Raw genomic sequence first — 17,411 nt, 5'->3', positions numbered from 1 at the left:
GTTGTTCACCCTAGCATGATTCAGACAGATGTCTTATACGCTTGGCATGGACACTTGTGTGGAACGTATGTATATACTTTCGCCCATGACATCGACCGAGCCCCTCGCCGGCCGCAAGGAGTGGATCGCGCTCGTCGCGCTCATGCTCCCGCCCTTGCTCATCGGTATGGACATCACCGTGCTCTACTTCGCGGTCCCCCCGATCGCGGAGATTCTGCAGCCCAGCAGCGCGCAGCAGCTTTGGATCATCGACATCTATGGCTTCATCCTGGCGTCCACCGTGATCACCATGGGCAACATCGGCGACCTCATCGGCCGCCGCCGGTTGCTGATCATCGGCGCGCTGGTGTTCGGTGCCGCCTCGGTCATGGCCGCCTACTCGACCAGCCCGGAGATGTTGATCACCGCGCGGGCCATCCAGGGTCTGGCCGCGGCGACGCAGATGCCGTCCGCGCTGGCGCTGGTGCGCACCCTGTTCCGCGACCCGAAGCAGCGCCGCTCGGCCATCGCGACCTGGTCGATCGGCACCGCCGCCGGTCTGAGCCTGGGTCCGGTCATCAGCGGCCTGCTGCTGCAGAACTACTGGTGGGGCTCGATCTTCCTGATCAACGCGCCGGTCGTGGTCATCCTCATGATCGTCATTCGGCTGCTGGCGCCGGAGTCGCGCCGCTCCCGCGATGAGATCGGCCGGTTCGACGTGCTCAGCTCCATCCTGTCCATCGCCGGGATGGTCTCGCTGATCTGGGGCGTCAAGGAACTGATCATCAACGGGTACGAACTGTGGCCCGCCATCAGCCTGGGCGTCGGCATCGTGATCGCGATCGCCTTCATCTACCGGCAGCGCCACCTCGAGAACCCGATGATCGACCCGGCCATGTTCCGCTACAAGGGCTTCGGTCCGGCGCTGGTGCTCAGCGCCGTGGCGTTCCTGTGCGTGATCGGCTTCGGCCTGTTCAGCATGCAGTACCTGCTGGTGGTGCTCGGCCTGGAGCCGCTGCACGCGGCGCTGTGGAGCCTGGCCACCCTGCCGCTGACCGGCATGTCCGCGCCGTTGGCCGCCCAGATCGTCAACAAGGTCCGCCCCGCGTACGTGTTCGCCGCCTCGTTCCTCATGATCGCGGTCGGATACGTGCTGATGACCCAGCTCACCACCGGTCACGACCTCGCCCTCGTGCTCGTCGGCGTGGCGCTGATCAGCGCGGGCTCCTCCAGCGTGCTGGCGCTGATGACCGACTTCGTGGTCGCCGTCGGCCCGGAGGACCGCGCCGGTTCGGTCGCGGCCCTGCAGAAGACCTGCCAGGAGTTCGGCGGCGCGCTCGGCGTGGCCTTCTTCGGCAGCGTCGGGGCCTACCTGTTCCGCGACGGCTTCGACCCGAACGTGCTGGCCACCGTGCCGGAGAACCTGCGCGGCGCGGTGCAGGAGACCCTCGGCGGCGCGTTCGTGATCGCCCAGAGCCTGCCCCCGCAGATCGGCGGACCGGTGCTCGCGGCCGCGCTGGACTCGTTCGTCGACTCGCTGAACCTCACCGCCTACATCGGCATCGCGGTCGCGGTGCTGGCGGCCCTGTTCACCATCGCCAAACTGCGCCACGTGTCCTACGCCGACCAGCAGCCGGACGCCGAGGACGAGGTCGTCGAGCCCGCTGCCGAGCCGGTCGCGAGCTGAAACCACCTTCCCGCCGAGTCCCGACCTGAGGAGACCTGTCATGGACGTCCGCCATCCGTCAACGCATTCGTTCGAAGCCGTACGTCACGTCGAGGTGTCGACCGTCGGTGGACAGGTGACGATCGTGGGATCCGACGGCGTCGGGGCCCGGTTGGAGGTCTCCCGGATCGACGGTGAACCCCTGCGGATCGACCACGGAAACGGGGTGCTCACGATCCGGCACCCCGAGTCGTCGAGGCCGGCGGCGGTACGGGCGCTGCTGCGCCCGTACCGCCAGCGCCGGGTGCGGTTCACACTGACCGTGCCGCGCGACTGCGTGGTGGAGCTGGCGGTCTCGGCCGCCAGCGCCAACATCGCCGGGCTGTCCGGCCCGGTGAGCGTGCGCACCGACTCCGGCGCGGTCGAGCTGGCGCACACCAGCGGCGACGTCGGGGTCGAGACCGCCTCCGGGGTGATCGAGGCCAAGCACGCCAAGGGCCGGGTCCGGCTGCAGTCCGATTCGGGCACGATCAAGTTCTCCGGGCTTGCGAGCTCGGTCGATGTCAAGACGAACTCCGGTGACATCAGCATCGACAACCGGCCCAGCCAGCCAGGTGAGGTCACCGCCAGCACCGACAGCGGCCGGATCACCGTGGACAGCCGGTCCTCGGCGCTGGCCGCCACCTCCCGCTCCGGCCGGATCGACCTGTCGCGCAGCGTGGCGGAGAACATCGACGCCACGGCCACGTCGGGCACGATCAAGATTGCGGCATCCCCGGCGACACGGCACGTCAGTGCCAAGGCGACCAGCGGCGGCGTGCACGTCAGCGTGCCGCAGGGCGACGGTGCCTACCGCGTCAGCGCCACCTCGCGCAGCGGCTCCCGTACCGTGAAGGTGCCGGAGTCCGCGGCGGGCGTGCCGATCGAGGTCGTCACCACCAGCGGCAGCATAAAGATCGTCGCGGGCTGACGGCTCGCTCGAAAAGCCCCGGGCACGCTGCGGCGAGCCCGGGGCTTTCGTGTCGCAGGCCCCGATCGGCGACGCCCCCCGGGCCCGGACGGACGGTGTTACCGTGCGCCTGGCACCCGTGCTGCTGGTGCACCGCGAGACCACCGCCTGCTGACACCGTTCGTCATCGGATTGGGGACTGCCACGATGCAGGAGATGCCGCCCTCTTCGCCCACGCGGGGTTGGGTCCTACGCGGCGGCCTGGTCGCCATCGGCTGGTACGCACTGGTCCTCGGCTGTCTCGCTGTCGGCGACCTGGCCACCGCCGACAGCGGCTGCTTCGAGGTCTGCCTCTTGCCGCAGGGCCCGGCCCTTTGGCTGTGGATCGGCGTGGCGGCGCTCGTGGTGCTCGTGCTGTTCGTCGGCCCGATACTGGTGCTGGCTCTGGTCCGGTTGCACCGCAGGACCCGTTCGGTGTTCGCCGCCGGATCCGCGGCGGCACTGATCGGCCTCCTGGCACTGGCGCTCGCCCTCGCGGCGCTCGCTGTCGGCGGAGACCTGCTCGCCGGTTTCTGACCGGTCTGGTGCGGCAGCCGGGTCCGGCACCGCCGTCGATGACGGTGGCCGGACCCGGCCTGGTCGCCGGGGCGTGGTCAGAACCGCAGTTCGGTCCAGCTGGTGCCGTCGGCGGAGTGCAGCACGGTCAGTCGGTCGGGGTCGTCACCGGTGGTACGGAGGTACCGCTTGCCGATTCCGGACCTGGTCATCAGCACCGCCCCGGTCGTCTCGGTGAACTCCGTCCCGGTGGCCGTCACCTGGTACTGCTTGCCCTGCTCGGTGTCGAACAGGAGCAGGCTGCCGTCGAAGCGGACCACCGCGGCGAGCCCGTAGTCGGTCTGTCGCGCCGGCAGCCGCACCTGCAGTTGCCGCCAGTGCCTGCCGTCGTCGGTGCTGCGCCACACCCGGCCGGAGACCCCGTCCACGGTGTAGAGGATGCTGCCCTGCTCGGTGTGCACCGGGTCGCCGCCCCGGTAGGGCCGTGCGGCCAGCCCCCCGGGCAGTACGATCCGGGCCCAGTGGCGACCGCGGTCGCGGCTGTGCCACAGCACGGTCTGCTGGTCGTCGCCGCCGTAGATCCAGAGGCTGCCGTCGGCGGCGACGCGCACGTCACGCTCCCCGGAGTGCATCTTGGTGGGCGGCGGCGTGGCCAGCAGCGCCGCCGTGCCGTCGGGCGCGAGCACCGCGATGTCCATGAACGAGTCGGCGTCCTCCTGGATCCAGGCCGCGGTGCCGGGCGCGATCTCGGCGACCGTGCCCTTGGGCGCGCTCGGCAGCTGCGCCCAGGTCAGCCCGCCATCGCCGGTGAACCAGCGGGTTCGGCCGTCGTCGCCGTCCAGCGCCACTTTCCGCTGGTCGAGCACGTGCAGGTCGACCGGGGGGCCCTGCCCGCCCACCCGGTAGGTCAGGCCGGTGACCGGGTGTGGGGTCCAGCTCGCGCCGCCGTCCGCCGTCGTGGCCAGGATTGCCTGGCAGACGTGGTCCTGACACGACTCCGCGATGGCGAATCCGTGCTGTCCGTCGGGGAAGGCGACCTGTAGTGGCAGGGTGACCAGGCGCATCGCGGCGGTCGGGCTCGGCGTGGCCGGGTCCGGGTGCGCCGTCGGGCGCAGCACCGCGACCGCACCGGCGGCCGCGGCGACGAGCGCGATCACGCTGAGCGCCGCCAGGGTGGTGGCACGGTTGCGCCGTCGCTGCCGGTATACGCGGGCCAGCATTGCGTCCGAGCCCGAGCCCGGCAGTGTGGCGAGCCGGTCGACCTCCTCGCGTACCGCCTGCTCAAGATCATGCATGGGCCACCCCTCCCATTGTCTCGGTGGTCAGCTGCCGGCGCAGGGCGGCCAGGCCGCGGGCGCGCAGTGAGCGGACGGTCGCGGGTCTGCGGCGCAGCATCGCCGCCATCTGGTCGTCGGACAGGTCGTCCAGGAAACCGAGCACCAGCACCGCGCGCTGGTCGCGCGGCAACGAGGCCATCGCCCGGCGCAGCTGGTCGCGCAGGTCGACGGTGCCGTACGAGTCGGGACCGGCCCGGTCCACGTCGAGCGGCACCAGCTCCGGGCGGCCGCGTCGGGCCCGCCAGGCGCTGAGGTACGTGTTGAGCATCGCCGTTTTCGCGTACGCCACCGGATTGCCGTCCCGCCGCACCCGCCGCCACGCTCCCGCGACCTTCACCAGCGTGTCCTGGATCAGGTCGTCGCCCGGCCCCGCCGAGCCCGTCAGGGCGTAGGCGTAGCGGCGCAGCGCGGGCAACGTGGCGCGTACGAATTCGTCGAACGAATGATCTGGCACAGTTCGCCACCTCCCACCCACTGAGTACGCCGGTCGCTCCTGATCTGTTGCAGACAGCGCGATTCGATCGCCGGGCCCAAGATCCTGGCCCAGACACCCCTTCCGCAACCTCGATCTGCCGGGCTGCCGACTCGTGGAGCAGGACGCGTGGGCCGACGACGCGGGTGTCGTGGTCCGGGCGGTCCACTTCGACCTCGTCCCCGACCTGCCCGCCGCCCTGACCGACCGCCCCGCCCTGCGGCGGGGGATGACCGCGATGGCCGCCGACCAGGGCGGCACCCTGATCGACGCGGACGTGGTCAACATCGGCGGCCAGCCCGCCCTGCGCCAGGTGGTCAAGGTCGCGCTGCCTGACCAGGCGCACGGGGAGGCGTTCCTGGGCCCTGATCCCACCGGCCGTCGGCAAGGGTGGTCGGCTCCCGCCCGCCCCCTGCCTGGTCGATCATGAACCTATGGCACGGCTCGTCGGCGTGTCGCCGGCACCACTTCCTGATCGACGGCCGCCACCACGAACCGTGGGCCGCGTGGTGCCCGACTGCGGCTGCAGTTTCGGGGAAAGTGCTGGAATCTTGGCTCGCTTGGCTGCAGTTTCCGCGAAACTACAGCGATCATGAGGGGGGAGTTGGTCACCCCCATTTTCATAGTCTTTGCGAATAATCTGTGAAGTGTCCGCGACCTCGTCGCCGTTTCTTGACTGATTCCAGAAAACAGACCAGACTGCGAGACGTGGCCACGACCCGGGACTTCGAGCAGATGCTCCGCGGGGCCGCGTTACGGGTGACCCGGCCACGGCTGGCGGTGCTCAGCGCGGTCTTCGCGCATCCGCACGCCGACACCGACTCGATCATCGGGGTCGTGCGCACGGACCTGCCCGAGGTGTCCCACCAGGCCGTGTACGACGGCCTGCACGCGCTCACGGCCGCGGGTCTGGTGCGCCGCATCCAACCGTCCGGCTCTCCGGCCCGCTACGAGTCGCGGGTCGGGGACAACCACCACCACACGGTGTGCCGGTCGTGCGGGCTCATCGCCGACGTCGACTGCGCCGTCGGCGGGGCGCCCTGCCTCACCGCGTCCGACGACAACGGCTTCGTGATCGACGAGGCCGAGGTCGTGTACTGGGGCCTGTGCCCCGGCTGTTCCACCACCGGCGACTCCTGATCGCCCTGTCGCAAAGTCACGGAAGGAATTGCATGTCCGAGAACCACGACGCCGTAGTCCACGACGCGGAGGCGGGGGCCGAGTCCCGTTGCCCGGTCGCGCACGGACGCGCCCCTCACCCGACCCAGGGTGGCGGTAACCGCGGCTGGTGGCCGAACCAGCTCAACCTGAAGATCCTCGCGAAGAATCCCGCCGTGGCCAACCCGCTCGGCGAGCAGTTCGATTACGCCAAGGCGTTCCAGGCCCTCGACCTCGCGGCCGTCAAGCGCGACGTCGCCGAGGTGCTCACGACCTCGCAGGACTTCTGGCCCGCCGACTACGGCCACTACGGCCCGTTCATGATCCGGATGGCGTGGCACAGCGCGGGCACGTACCGCATCAGTGACGGCCGTGGTGGCGCCGGGGCCGGGCAGCAGCGCTTCGCGCCGCTCAACAGCTGGCCGGACAACGGCAACCTGGACAAGGCCCGCCGGCTGCTGTGGCCGGTCAAGAAGAAGTACGGTCAGGCCATCTCCTGGGCCGACCTGATGATCCTGGCCGGCAACGTGGCCCTGGAGTCGATGGGCTTCAAGACCTTCGGCTTCGCCGGTGGCCGCCCCGACGTGTGGGAGCCGGACGAGGACGTCTACTGGGGCCCGGAGACCACCTGGCTGGGCGACTCGCGCTACACCGGCGACCGCGAGCTGGAGAACCCGCTCGCGGCGGTCCAGATGGGTCTGATCTACGTCAACCCGGAGGGCCCGAACGGCAACCCGGACCCGCTGGCCGCGGCCCGTGACATCCGCGAGACGTTCGCCCGCATGGCGATGAACGACGAGGAGACCGTCGCGCTGATCGCCGGTGGCCACACGTTCGGCAAGACCCACGGTGCGGGCACGACCGACCACGTCGGCCCGGAGCCGGAGGGCGCGCCGCTGGAGGAGCAGGGCCTGGGCTGGCGGAACAGCTTCGGCACCGGCAAGGGCGGCGACACGATCACCAGCGGCCTCGAGGGCGCCTGGACGAACACGCCGATCGCGTGGGACAACAGCTTCTTCCAGATCCTTTTCGGGTACGAGTGGGAGCTGAGCAAGAGCCCCGCCGGTGCGCACCAGTGGAAGCCGAAGGACGGCGCGGGCGCGGGCACCGTGCCGGACGCGCACGACGCGGCCAAGAGCCACGCCCCGACGATGCTGACCACCGACCTGTCGCTGCGGTTCGACCCGGTCTACGAGCAGATCTCGCGCCGGTTCCTGGCCGACCAGGAGGCGTTCGCCGACGCCTTCGCCCGCGCATGGTTCAAGCTGACCCACCGCGACATGGGCCCGATCGCCCGCTACCTGGGCGCCGAGGTCCCGGCCGAGGTGCTGATCTGGCAGGACCCGGTCCCGGCGGTGGACCACGAGCTCGTCGGCGCAGCTGACGTGGCGCAGCTCAAGGCCCAGATCCTCGCCTCCGGGCTGTCGGTGTCCGACCTGGTCTCCACCGCGTGGGCGTCGGCGTCGACGTTCCGCGGCAGCGACAAGCGGGGCGGCGCCAACGGTGCCCGTATCCGGCTGGAGCCACAGCGCGGCTGGGAGGTCAACAACCCCGACGAGCTGCCGCGGGTGCTGCACACCCTGGGGAAGATCCAGGAATCCTTCAACGCCGCGCAGACCGGCGGCAAGAAGGTGTCGCTGGCCGATCTGATCGTGCTGGGCGGCGGTGCCGCCGTCGAGCAGGCCGCCGGCGCCGCCGGATTCGCGGTGGAGGTGCCGTTCACGCCGGGCCGCACCGACGCTTCGCCGGAGCAGACCGACGTGGAGTCGTTCGCCCCGCTGGAGCCGACGGCGGACGGCTTCCGCAACCACCTGGGCAAGGGCCACCGCCTGCCGGCCGAGTTCCTGCTGGTGGACAAGGCGAACCTGCTCAACCTGAGCGCGCCGGAGATGACCGTGCTCGTCGGCGGTCTGCGGGTGCTGGGCGCCAACGCCAAGCAGTCGACCGTGGGCGTGCTCACCGACAAGCCGGGCACGCTGACCAACGACTTCTTCGTGAACCTGCTCGACCTGGGCACCACGTGGCGGGCGACCAGCGCGGATGCCGAGTCGTTCGAGGGCGTCGACGCGGCCACCGGCCAGGTCAAGTGGACCGGAAGCCGGGTCGACCTGCTCTTCGGCTCCAACTCGGAGCTGCGGGCCCTGGCTGAGGTCTACGCCAGTGACGACGCGAAGGAGAAGTTCGTCCGCGACTTCGCCGCCGCGTTCGCCAAGGTCATGGACCTCGACCGGTTCGACCTGAACTGAGTCCCGTCCGGCCGTGCCGGGTGACGGTGCCCGTCGCCGACCTGTGGTCGGTGGCGGGCACCGTCCTTTTCACGGTTCACGGTTCACGGGTGCTCAGACGCGCCCGCAGCGCCGCGGCGATCTCACCCGCCGCCGAGAGCTGTTGCGGGGTGAGCGTGTCCACGAACAGCTCGCGGATGGTGCGCAGGTGCGGGACGGTCGCGCTGTGGAAGGCCTTCGCCCCGTCCGGGGCGAGTACGATCTCCGCGCCCCGGCTGTCGGTGGCGCAGTCCTCGCGGCGGATCAGTCCGCGCCGCTCCATCCGGCCCAGATGGTGTGACAGGCGGCTGCGTTCCCAGCCGATTCCCGCAGCCAGGTCCGAGGAGCGCTGCCGCTGCTCGGGCGCCTCGCTGAGCGCGAGCAGCACGGCGTAGTCGCCCGGCGAGAGCCCGCTGTCTCGCTGCAGCCGCGAGGACAGCTCCGACCGGAGCGCCTCGGTGGTCTCGATGAAGTCGCGCCAGATGCGCAGCTGCTCCGTGGTCGGCAGCCGGCGTCCCGTGCGTCGCGGTGTGTTCTCCGTCATCGCGCCCTCTCCTTGACATGTCAATCATAACGGTGCACATACTTGACATGTCAATTGTCTGGGGCCGCTGGTTACCAGGGCAGGAGGAGACCATGACGAACGAACGCTTCGAACTGGGACTCAACTCGTTCGGGGAGGTCGCCACCGACGGCGACCGCGAACTGAGCGACGCCGAGACGATCCGGCTGCTCGTCGAGGAGGCCCGGCTGGCCGAGTCGGTGGGGCTCGACGTCTTCAGCGTCGGCGAGCACTACCGCCCCGGGCACAACGACTCCGCCACCCCGGTGCTGCTCGCGGCGATGGCCACCGCGACCGAGCACATCCGGCTCGGCACCTCGGTCACCGTCCTGAGCACGAACGACCCGCTGCGGCTCTACCACGAGTTCTCGACCCTCGACGCCGTCTCCGGCGGCCGTGCCCAGCTCGTGCTCGGCCGGGCCTCGGCCACCGAGTCGTTCCAGCTGTTCGGCTACGACCTGGCCGACTACGAGCGGCTGTTCGAGGAGAAGCTCGACCTGTTCCTGCGCCTGCGGCGCGAGGAGTCGGTCACCTGGTCGGGCACCGTACGCACCCCGCTGGTCGGGCACACCCCGCACCCCCGGATGCGTCCCGGCGGCATCCCGACCTGGATCGGCGTCGGCGGCAGCCCGAACTCGGTGCTCCGCGCCGCGCGGCACGGCCTGCCGCTCCTGCTCGCGGTCATCGGCGGCCGCCCGCAGCGCTTCACCGGCCACGTCGAGCTGTACCGGCGCGCGCTCGAGCAGTTCGGCCACCCGGTGCTGCCGGTCGGCCAGCACTCGCTCGGCCTGGTCGCCGACACGGATGAGGAAGCCGTCGAAACCTGGTGGCGCTACTGGCAGCCGGTCGTGGCGGCGCTGGGCCGCGAACGCGGCTTCTACGCCGCCGACCGGCAGCGATACCAGGCAGAACTCGACCACGGGGCGCTGTTCGTCGGCTCACCCGAGACCGTCGCCCGCAAGATCGCCACGGTCGCCCGTGACCTGCGGCTCAGCCGCTTCGACCTCAAATACGACATCATGCGCCTGCCCCGCGCCGCCCGCGCCCGCACCATCGAACTGCTCGGCCGCGAAGTGGCACCACGGGTCCGGGAACTGCTCGCGAAGGAGCCCTCCCATGTCTGACCTGCACTCCGACGACCTCGAGTTCGGCCTCGACACCTTCGGCGACGTGCCCGAGGACGACTCCGGCCGCCTCGTCTCCCACGCCGCCGCCATCCGGCAGGTGGTGGACGAGGCGGCCCTGGCCGACGACCTGGGCGTCGACGTCTTCGCCCTCGGCGAGCACCACCGCCCCGAATACTCCGTCTCCAGCCCGGAGACGGTGCTCGCCGGGATCGCCACCCGCACCGCCCGCATCCGGCTGGCCTCTGGCGTGACCGTGCTCAGCTCCGACGACCCAGTCCGGGTGTTCCAGCGCTTCGCCACCGTCGACGCCCTGTCGCGCGGCCGAGCCGAGGTCATCCTCGGCCGCGGCTCGTTCACCGAATCATTCCCGCTGTTCGGGTACGACCTGGCCGACTACGACGTGCTGTTCGAGGAGAAGCTCGACCTGTTCGTACGGCTGCTGGACGAGAAACCGGTCACCTGGAGCGGCACCATGCGCCCGCCGCTGCGCGAGGCCGACGTCTTCCCGAAGACCGAGTCGGGGCGCCTGCGCACCTGGGTCGGGGTCGGCGGATCGCCGCAGTCGGTGATCCGCACCGCCCGCCACGGCCTGCCGCTCATGCTCGCGATCATCGGCGGCCGGCCCGAGCGGTTCGCGCCCTACCTCGACCTCTACCGGCGGGCCGCCGCTCAGTTCGGCACGACCGCGCACCCGGTCGGCATGCACTCGCCGGGCTTCGTCGCCGACACCGACGACGAGGCCAAGCGGATCTTCTGGCCGCACTACCGGGTCATCCGCGACCGGATCGGAGCCCTGCGCGGCTGGCCGCCGATCCGCCGCGAGGAGTTCGACGCCGAGGTCGAGCACGGGTCGCTCTACGTCGGCTCACCCGACACCGTCGCCCGCCGGATCGCCCGCACCGTCCGCGACGTGGGCGTCGGCAGGTTCGACCTCATCTACACCGCCGGATCGCAGCCGGTCAGTGCCCGCCTGCGGGCGGTGGAACTGTTCGGCGCCAAGGTGATACCCATGGTCCGCGACCTGCTCGCCGGTTGACCCGGCCCGGCCGCCCCCTCAGCGAACGGAGATCCATGAACCACACCGACTCCGACGGTCGGCGGACCGTCGGCATCCTCGGCGCGGGCAAGGTCGGCACCGTGCTGGCCCGGCTCGCGCTGGCCACCGGATACCGGGTGCTCATCGCGGGGTCCGGCGACCCTGCCAGGATCGCGCTGACGGTAGAGGTGCTGACCCCGGGCGCGACGGCCGTGACCGCCGCCGAGGCGGCGGGCCGCGCCGACATCGTGGTGCTGGCCCTGCCGCTCGGCAGATACCGCACGATCCCGGCGGACGTGCTGCGCGGCAAGGTCGTCGTCGACGCGATGAACTACTGGTGGGAGGTCGACGGCGTCCGGGCCGACCTCACCGATCCGCGGACCTCGTCCAGCGAGATCGTGCAGGCGTTCCTGCCCGGGGCGCGGGTCGTGAAGGCGTTCAACCATCTCGGCTATCACGACCTGGAGGAGCAGGCCCGGCCGGCCGGTGCCGCCGGGCGCGTCGCGATCGCCGTCGCGGGCGACGATCCCGCCGCCGTGGCCGACGCCCGCGACCTGGTGGACGCGCTCGGCTTCGACCCGGTCAGCGCCGGACCGCTGGCCGAGGGTGTCCGGTTCGGGCCGGGAACCGAGTTGTTCGGCGCCGCCGTCGGCGCCGCCGAGGTGCGCGCCCGCCTCGACCGGTTCTCGTCGTCGGAGCTGGGCCGATCGGTGGCGGCCGCCCGCGCCGGGGCACCGGGGCAGGCGACCTCGCCCCCGGGCGGCGCCTGACCGAACCTCGGGAACCGCGACCGGGGCCGGTGCGGCCGGGTTGCGGGCCAGACCGCGCAACGCGGGGCGGCGGCGGATCCAGCGGGGCTGGTCCATACCGGACATGGTCCACCAGGCGGGTCTGGAGGGTGCGGCGGGATGGCGCCATTCCGCCGGCGCGGGGGACGGCGGGTTCAGTCCGGTGTGGCCCGGACGGCGGTGAAGACCTTGAGCAGCAGGGTGTGGAACCGGGCCTGCTCGGCCGGGGTCAGCGCGGCCAGCAGCAGCCGATCCACCTCAGCGGCGTCGCGCATCAGGTCCCGCAGCAGGATGCGGCCCTGGTCTGCGATGTCGATGAGCACGCGCCGCCGATCGGCGGCGTCCCGGGTGCGCGCCACATGGCCGCCGTCGGCGAGCTGGTCGACGATCTTGGCCATGTCGCTGGGGTCCACGCCCAGCCGGGCGCTCAGGTCCCGCTGGGCGTGCGGGCCGAAGTCGGCGAGCGCGGCGAGCACGGCCATGTGCCACAGCCGCAGGCCGCGGGCGGCGAGTCGATCGGCGATGCGGTTGCGCCCGGCCTTGCCGGTCAGCGAAAGCAGATAGCTGTCGATGGACGTCAGGGTGGGCGGCGGGTCGCGGGGATCCTCCATGGCGCCAATTGTAGGGGAGAACCTATAGTGGGTGCACACCCACTAATTATGGAGCGTGTCATGGACGCACTGCACCCCCGCCTGCTGGTCACCGACTTTTCCGCCGCGTTCGGCTTCTACGAGGCGGTGCTGCCCGAGCTGGCGGGCGCGAAACTGGCCGCGGGCGGACCGGGCGGGCCGTACGCCGGCTGGGACGTCGACGGTCAGGGCCTGCTGTCGCTGTTCGACCGACAGGGGATGGCCTCGGTCGTCGGTGACGAGACCGGCGCGACCGGCGCGGTCATGCTGGTCTGCCGGGTGGGTGACGTCGACGCGGGCACCCGGCTGTGCCTCGGACACGGCGCGACCCTCGTCGCGGCACCGGCCGACCGGCCCGAATGGGGCCCAGGACTGCGTACGGCGCACCTGCGCGATCCCGAGGGTGTGCTGATCGAGCTGCAGTCGTACTGATCCCGAGTGGAAAGTGTCGGGCGGCGACGGTACTTTCACCGCGCCGCCGCAGCCGATCTCGGCCGGTGGAAACACCGACGAGGAGGTGAATGCGGGTGAATGCTGCCCTGACACCGTTCGAGCGGCGCAGCTGCGCACGGGTCGTCGCCCCGGCCCGGCCGCGCAAGCTGGCCAAGGTGCCGTTCGTGGAGCTGGCCGACGGCCGCCTGCAGGGGGTCGTGTCGAGCGGTTCGGACATCGAGCGGGTGTACGTCTCATCGCTGTCCGCCGCCGACCACACGTTCCACTGCAGCACCAACAACAACCGCCCCTGCGGCGGCATCCGACCCGGCGGCTGCAACCACCTGCGGGCGCTGGCCGATGAGGCGGTGCTGCAGTACGGCGTCGCCCGCGTCGCCCGCTACCTGCGCGCCGACGTCGCCGACAGCGCGTCGACCGGCGGGGACGTGCTCAACGCCGTCAACGCCAAGCACTCGGCGTCGGCGGGCGCGCCGGTGTTCGCCCGATTCCTGCGGCACCTGGCCTACCTGGAGCTGGCCGCGTCGACCGAGCCGGTGACCGAGATGCACTGGTTCCCGGCGGGCGGGGCGGTGCGCTGATGCGGTTCGATCTGCTGGCCACGCCCGGAGACGGCGTCGCCGAGGCGTACGAGGTGGTCGCCGGGTTCGACGGCGCCCTGGTGCCGGGCCTGCTGCGGCCCGGCGCGGAAGAGATCGCGGCACTGCACGCGCTGGCCGCCGCGGTGGCGGGCACACCGCTGTCCGGCCGGGTCGCCGAGGCGGTGGAGAAGACGGTCGCGGGCTCGATCTCCGACGAGCACCTGGCGGCGCTGGTCGCGGCCCGCTCGGCCCTGCTGGGCGCCTGCCACGATGAGCTGCTGTCGCGGCTGGACGAGGCGTCGGGTCGTACCCGGCAGACCTGGTCCGGGGCGACCGAGCCCGCACCCGGCGGCGAGAACCTGCTGGCCGCGGCCCGGTCCTGGCTGTCCGAACTGGCCATCGCGGGCTGGCGCGGCCTCGACCACGACTTGGTGTCGCACGCCGACCAGGTGGTGCAGGCGCTGCTGGCCGACCCGTCGCTGCGCCGCCTCGGCGTGCTGCTGGACGGCTTCGCGGGCGAGCTGCGCGCCTGCGCGCCCGGTGCGACGATGCCCCGGGTGCCGGTGCGCCGCTGGGCCGACCTGTGGTCGCGGGCCGTGCTGCTCGCACAGCCGGGCGCGCTCGCGCCGACGTCCCGCGGCACCGTCTCCGGGCGGCTGCTGCCGCTCGGCATCGACCTGCAGGAGCACCCGACCGCCGTACAGGCGCAGGTGCACGCGGTGCTGGAGACCGCCGACGGCGCCCGGCTGGTGCGGGCGAGCGTGTCCGCGCCGAAGGTCGACACCCTCGTCGGTCCCGGCACGTGGCAGCTGCTGCGCGGGCACTGCGCGCTGCTGGCGGCCGTCTCCGAGCAGCGGGCGATGGAGCTGACCGACATGCCGGTCACGGCAGGCGGCGACCTGCTGTGGTCCGACGCGTACGCGGTCATGGGCGCGCCGGCCGACGCCTTCGCCACCGCCCGGGTGCGGCTCGCCACTGCCGTCGCGACGCCGGTCCCGCCGCTGGAGCGGCACCCGGTCCGCATCGCCGAACCTGTCCTCCTCGAGGGCTACGCCAGCACCACCGCCGACGACGGCGTCACCCTCGCCCTGCCGGGCGTGGAACTGGCCGTCGACACCGACCGGATGCACAACGCCGGACCGCTCACCCCCGAACTGGTCGCCGCGTCAACCGCCTGCCTGGGCCTGCTGCGCTGGGACGGCCGCTGGACGGTCCAGCCGATCGCCGTGGAGGCGCCGGTCAAGCGCAAGACCACCGCCGTGCACGCCGGTGCCTGGGCGGGCGGCGCCACCGACGCGGCTGGGACCAAGGTCGAGGCGGCCGCCGCCGACGCGGTGAAGGTGCTGCGCGAACGCGCGGGAAGGCTGCTGCGGCGATGACCACCGACTCCGACCTCAACCGCCGCCAGGTCCTCTACTGGCGACTCATCGCGCGGCTGTTCAGCCGCGAGGAGCAGGCCACCCTGGAGCAGGCCAGCCTGGCCGTCATCGAGGACATCGGCCTGCCCGCGGCCCTGCTCGACCCGCAGGTGTCGGTCGACACCATCGTGCAGCGCTTCCCGGACCTGGCCGTCGAGCTCGACGGTCTGATGCAGCCGGAGACCACCGACGGCGAGCGCGACGGCGCCGCCGAGGTGCGCCGGGCCGCGCTCGCGGCCAAGCTGCTGCTCAACGTGTTCGACACCGGCTCAGGATCGGTGTCGGCGACCCAGTTGGCCCGCTGGCAGTCCGACGCGGGCTGGCTGGAGCGGGCCCTGGGCCAGGAACCGGGCAGCCTGCGCCGCACCGGCCGGGGAGCCGGCAACGGCCCGGACGGCGCCGGTATGGGCGCGACCCTCGGCGAGCTGGAAGGCGACCTGGTGAGCCGGATGCAGCTGCGGGAGGTGCTGGCCGATCCGAAGCTGGCCGCACAGCTCACCCCGAGCATGTCGCTGATCGAGCAGCTGCTGCGGGACAAGTCGAATCTGTCCGGGGTGGCGCTGGCCAACGCGAAGTCGCTGATCCGGCGGTTCGTGGACGAGGTCGCGGCGGTGCTGCGTACGCAGGTGGAGCGGACGGCGGTGGGGACGATCGACCGCAGCGTCCCGCCCAAGCGCGTGTTCCGCAACCTGGACCTCGACCGCACCATCTGGAAGAACCTGACCAACTGGAGCCCCGAGGACCAGAAGCTCTACGTGGACAGGTTGTTCTACCGCCACACCGCCAGCAAGACGACGCCGTCGCGGCTGATCGTGGTGGTGGACCAGTCCGGGTCGATGCTCGACTCGATGGTCAACTGCACCATCCTCGCCTCGATCTTCGCCGGGCTGCCCAAGGTCGACGTGCATCTGATCGCGTACGACACCAGGGCCATCGACCTCACCCCGTGGGTGCACGACCCGTTCGAGGTGCTGCTGCGGACCAAGCTGGGCGGCGGCAACGACGGCCCGATCGCGATGGCGATGGCCCGCCCGAAGATCTCCGAACCGCGTAACACGGCCATGGTGTGGATCTCGGACTTCTACGAGTTCGACCGCTCCCAACCGCTGTACGACAGCATCGTGGCCGTGCACCGCTCCGGCGTGAAGTTCATCCCCGTCGGCTCGGTGACCAGCTCCGGCCAGGGCATCGTCAACCCGTGGTTCCGGCAGCGGTTCAAGGACCTCGGCACGCCGGTGATCTCCGGCCACATCAGCAAGCTCGTGTTCGAACTCAAGAACTTCCTCGCCTAGGAGAACGACCCATGACCGACATGCTGCGCGCCCCCGCCGAAGTCAAGTACGCCGAGGAACTCGACTGGCTGGAGTCGATCGACACCGGTCCGAAGCCGTTCTCGTGGCGGCTGTCCCCGCGCATGGTGCGCCTGTTCATTCTCGGCTCCGAGCGCGCCGACGGCCTGGACCGTGCGGTCCCGCAGAAGTGGTTCGGCGACCGCAGCTTCGTCGAGCGCGCCATCGTCACCCTGGCCTCCGACCGGGGCCTGCTGCTCATCGGCGACCCGGGCACCGGCAAGAGCTGGCTGGCCGAGCTGCTGGCCGCCGCGATCTGCCGCAACTCGACCCTGGTCGTGCAGGGCACCGCGGGCACCACCGAGGACCACATCAAGTACTCGTGGAACGTGTCGGCGGTCATCGCCAACGGCCAGTCCCGGGCCTCGATGATCCCGTCGCCGATCATGACGGCGATGGAGCACGGGGTGATCGGCCGGTTCGAGGAGCTGACCCGTTCCACCAGCGACGTCCAGGACGCCCTGATCTCGATCCTGTCCGAGAAGTACGTCTCCATCCCCGAACTCGACGACGACAACATCGTCTTCGCCAAGCCGGGCTTCTCCATCATCGCCACCGCCAACAGCCGCGACCGGGGCGTCAACGACCTGTCCTCGGCGCTCAAGCGGCGGTTCAACTTCGTCCGCATCCCGGTGGTGACCAACAAGAAGAGCGAGGCCGAGATCGTCCGGTTCCGTACCGTCGAGCTGCTGCGCCGTCACCAGATCGAGCTGGACGTGCCGCCGACGCTGCTGGACATCCTGCTGCAGAGCTTCGCCGACCTGCGCGCCGCCGCCGCGTCGGCGGGCAGCGACGACGAGAAGCTGGAGTCGGCGCTGTCGACCGCCGAGCAGATCGGCGTACTGGAGGACGCCATCCTGCACAGCAACTTCTTCGGCGACCGGTCCCTGCAGCCGCAGACCCTGGCCGGTTCGCTGGTCGGCTCGCTGGCCCGGCGCACCCCGGAGGACCTGGCCATCCTCAACAAGTACTGGCACGGCGTGGTCGAGCCGCGCAGCAAGGCCGAAGGCGGCCTGTGGCCGCAGTTCCTCGAGGGTGGCCGCGAGGCCATCAAGACCCTGTCGTGACCGCCGCCTTCGACGGGCTGCGCT

The 17,411-nt window shown here is 71.3% G+C and carries 18 protein-coding genes; 14 read left to right on the top strand and 4 right to left on the bottom strand.

The features are described from left to right. Nucleotides 1-85: 85 nt before the first annotated feature. The 3 genes from KUA19_RS40765 (at nucleotide 86) to KUA19_RS40755 (ending at nucleotide 3,170) form a co-directional block, all read left to right on the top strand. A complete protein-coding gene (locus KUA19_RS40765) occupies nucleotides 86-1,666 on the top strand; it encodes an MFS transporter (RefSeq protein WP_217405172.1) in 1,581 nt (526 codons plus the stop codon). A gap of 40 nt (nucleotides 1,667-1,706) precedes the next feature. Next, nucleotides 1,707-2,615: a DUF4097 family beta strand repeat-containing protein gene (locus KUA19_RS40760; protein WP_217405171.1), complete on the top strand. Its 909-nt coding sequence runs from the start codon at nucleotides 1,707-1,709 to the stop codon at nucleotides 2,613-2,615. 195 nt (nucleotides 2,616-2,810) lie between these two features. Further along, the gene (locus KUA19_RS40755; RefSeq protein WP_217405169.1) at nucleotides 2,811-3,170 is read left to right on the top strand and encodes a hypothetical protein; all 360 of its coding nucleotides are present in this window, start codon (nucleotides 2,811-2,813) and stop codon (nucleotides 3,168-3,170) included. Nucleotides 3,171-3,247: 77 nt separating this feature from the next. On the opposite strand, the gene KUA19_RS40750 is transcribed toward KUA19_RS40755, so the two are convergent. Next, entirely contained in the window at nucleotides 3,248-4,444 is a 1,197-nt protein-coding gene (locus KUA19_RS40750) for a WD40/YVTN/BNR-like repeat-containing protein (RefSeq protein WP_217405167.1), read from the bottom strand. After that, entirely contained in the window at nucleotides 4,437-4,940 is a 504-nt protein-coding gene (locus tag KUA19_RS44865) for a SigE family RNA polymerase sigma factor (protein WP_217405165.1), read from the bottom strand. Before KUA19_RS44865 ends, KUA19_RS40750 begins: the two co-directional genes overlap by 8 nt. A 133-nt stretch (nucleotides 4,941-5,073) precedes the next feature. On the opposite strand from KUA19_RS44865, the gene KUA19_RS44860 reads away from it, so the two are divergent. The 3 genes from KUA19_RS44860 (at nucleotide 5,074) to katG (ending at nucleotide 8,362) form a co-directional block, all read left to right on the top strand. Further along, nucleotides 5,074-5,388, top strand: coding sequence for a hypothetical protein (locus tag KUA19_RS44860; RefSeq protein WP_217405163.1), 315 nt, complete (start codon nucleotides 5,074-5,076; stop codon nucleotides 5,386-5,388). Nucleotides 5,389-5,693: 305 nt separating this feature from the next. After that, entirely contained in the window at nucleotides 5,694-6,098 is a 405-nt protein-coding gene (locus tag KUA19_RS40735; protein WP_254550900.1) for a Fur family transcriptional regulator, read from the top strand. 32 nt (nucleotides 6,099-6,130) lie between these two features. Continuing rightward, nucleotides 6,131-8,362, top strand: coding sequence for a catalase/peroxidase HPI (katG, locus tag KUA19_RS40730; RefSeq protein WP_217405159.1), 2,232 nt, complete (start codon nucleotides 6,131-6,133; stop codon nucleotides 8,360-8,362). A 76-nt stretch (nucleotides 8,363-8,438) separates the two neighbouring features. Here the strand turns inward: katG and KUA19_RS40725 are convergent, their stop codons facing one another. After that, on the bottom strand, nucleotides 8,439-8,924 hold the full coding sequence (locus KUA19_RS40725; protein ID WP_217405157.1) for a MarR family winged helix-turn-helix transcriptional regulator: 486 nt from the start codon (nucleotides 8,922-8,924) through the stop codon (nucleotides 8,439-8,441). A gap of 92 nt (nucleotides 8,925-9,016) precedes the next feature. Here KUA19_RS40725 and KUA19_RS40720 point away from each other — a divergent pair, with 92 nt between their 5' ends. Genes KUA19_RS40720 through KUA19_RS40710 form a run of 3 tightly spaced genes read left to right on the top strand, consistent with a single transcriptional unit; the run spans nucleotide 9,017 to nucleotide 11,875 of the window. Next, the gene (locus KUA19_RS40720; protein WP_217405155.1) at nucleotides 9,017-10,066 is read left to right on the top strand and encodes an LLM class flavin-dependent oxidoreductase; all 1,050 of its coding nucleotides are present in this window, start codon (nucleotides 9,017-9,019) and stop codon (nucleotides 10,064-10,066) included. Further along, on the top strand, nucleotides 10,059-11,105 hold the full coding sequence (locus KUA19_RS40715; RefSeq protein WP_217405153.1) for an LLM class flavin-dependent oxidoreductase: 1,047 nt from the start codon (nucleotides 10,059-10,061) through the stop codon (nucleotides 11,103-11,105). The genes KUA19_RS40720 and KUA19_RS40715 overlap by 8 nt, the downstream gene beginning before the upstream one ends. Nucleotides 11,106-11,140: 35 nt before the next feature. Continuing rightward, nucleotides 11,141-11,875 (top strand): NADPH-dependent F420 reductase, encoded by a 735-nt coding sequence (locus tag KUA19_RS40710; RefSeq protein ID WP_217405151.1) that lies wholly within the window; start codon nucleotides 11,141-11,143, stop codon nucleotides 11,873-11,875. A gap of 173 nt (nucleotides 11,876-12,048) precedes the next feature. On the opposite strand, the gene KUA19_RS40705 is transcribed toward KUA19_RS40710, so the two are convergent. Next, complete coding sequence (locus tag KUA19_RS40705; protein WP_217405149.1) at nucleotides 12,049-12,504, bottom strand: MarR family winged helix-turn-helix transcriptional regulator; 456 nt, start codon at nucleotides 12,502-12,504, stop codon at nucleotides 12,049-12,051. 60 nt (nucleotides 12,505-12,564) lie between these two features. On the opposite strand from KUA19_RS40705, the gene KUA19_RS40700 reads away from it, so the two are divergent. From KUA19_RS40700 to KUA19_RS40680, 5 genes are all read left to right on the top strand, one after another. Next, a complete protein-coding gene (locus tag KUA19_RS40700) occupies nucleotides 12,565-12,954 on the top strand; it encodes a VOC family protein (RefSeq protein WP_217405147.1) in 390 nt (129 codons plus the stop codon). A gap of 95 nt (nucleotides 12,955-13,049) precedes the next feature. Further along, nucleotides 13,050-13,553, top strand: coding sequence for a hypothetical protein (locus tag KUA19_RS40695; protein WP_308167931.1), 504 nt, complete (start codon nucleotides 13,050-13,052; stop codon nucleotides 13,551-13,553). Further along, nucleotides 13,553-14,932 (top strand): hypothetical protein, encoded by a 1,380-nt coding sequence (locus tag KUA19_RS40690; protein WP_217405144.1) that lies wholly within the window; start codon nucleotides 13,553-13,555, stop codon nucleotides 14,930-14,932. The genes KUA19_RS40695 and KUA19_RS40690 overlap by 1 nt, the downstream gene beginning before the upstream one ends. Then, on the top strand, nucleotides 14,929-16,263 hold the full coding sequence (locus KUA19_RS40685) for a VWA domain-containing protein (protein WP_217405142.1): 1,335 nt from the start codon (nucleotides 14,929-14,931) through the stop codon (nucleotides 16,261-16,263). The genes KUA19_RS40690 and KUA19_RS40685 overlap by 4 nt, the downstream gene beginning before the upstream one ends. 11 nt (nucleotides 16,264-16,274) lie before the next feature. After that, complete coding sequence (locus KUA19_RS40680; protein ID WP_217405140.1) at nucleotides 16,275-17,387, top strand: ATP-binding protein; 1,113 nt, start codon at nucleotides 16,275-16,277, stop codon at nucleotides 17,385-17,387. Nucleotides 17,388-17,411: the final 24 nt, after the last annotated feature.

The sequence above is a fragment of the Catellatospora tritici genome (assembly GCF_019083965.1).
GTDB classification, from domain to species: domain Bacteria; phylum Actinomycetota; class Actinomycetes; order Mycobacteriales; family Micromonosporaceae; genus Catellatospora; species Catellatospora tritici.
This window is presented reverse-complemented; position numbering and strand designations above follow the sequence as displayed.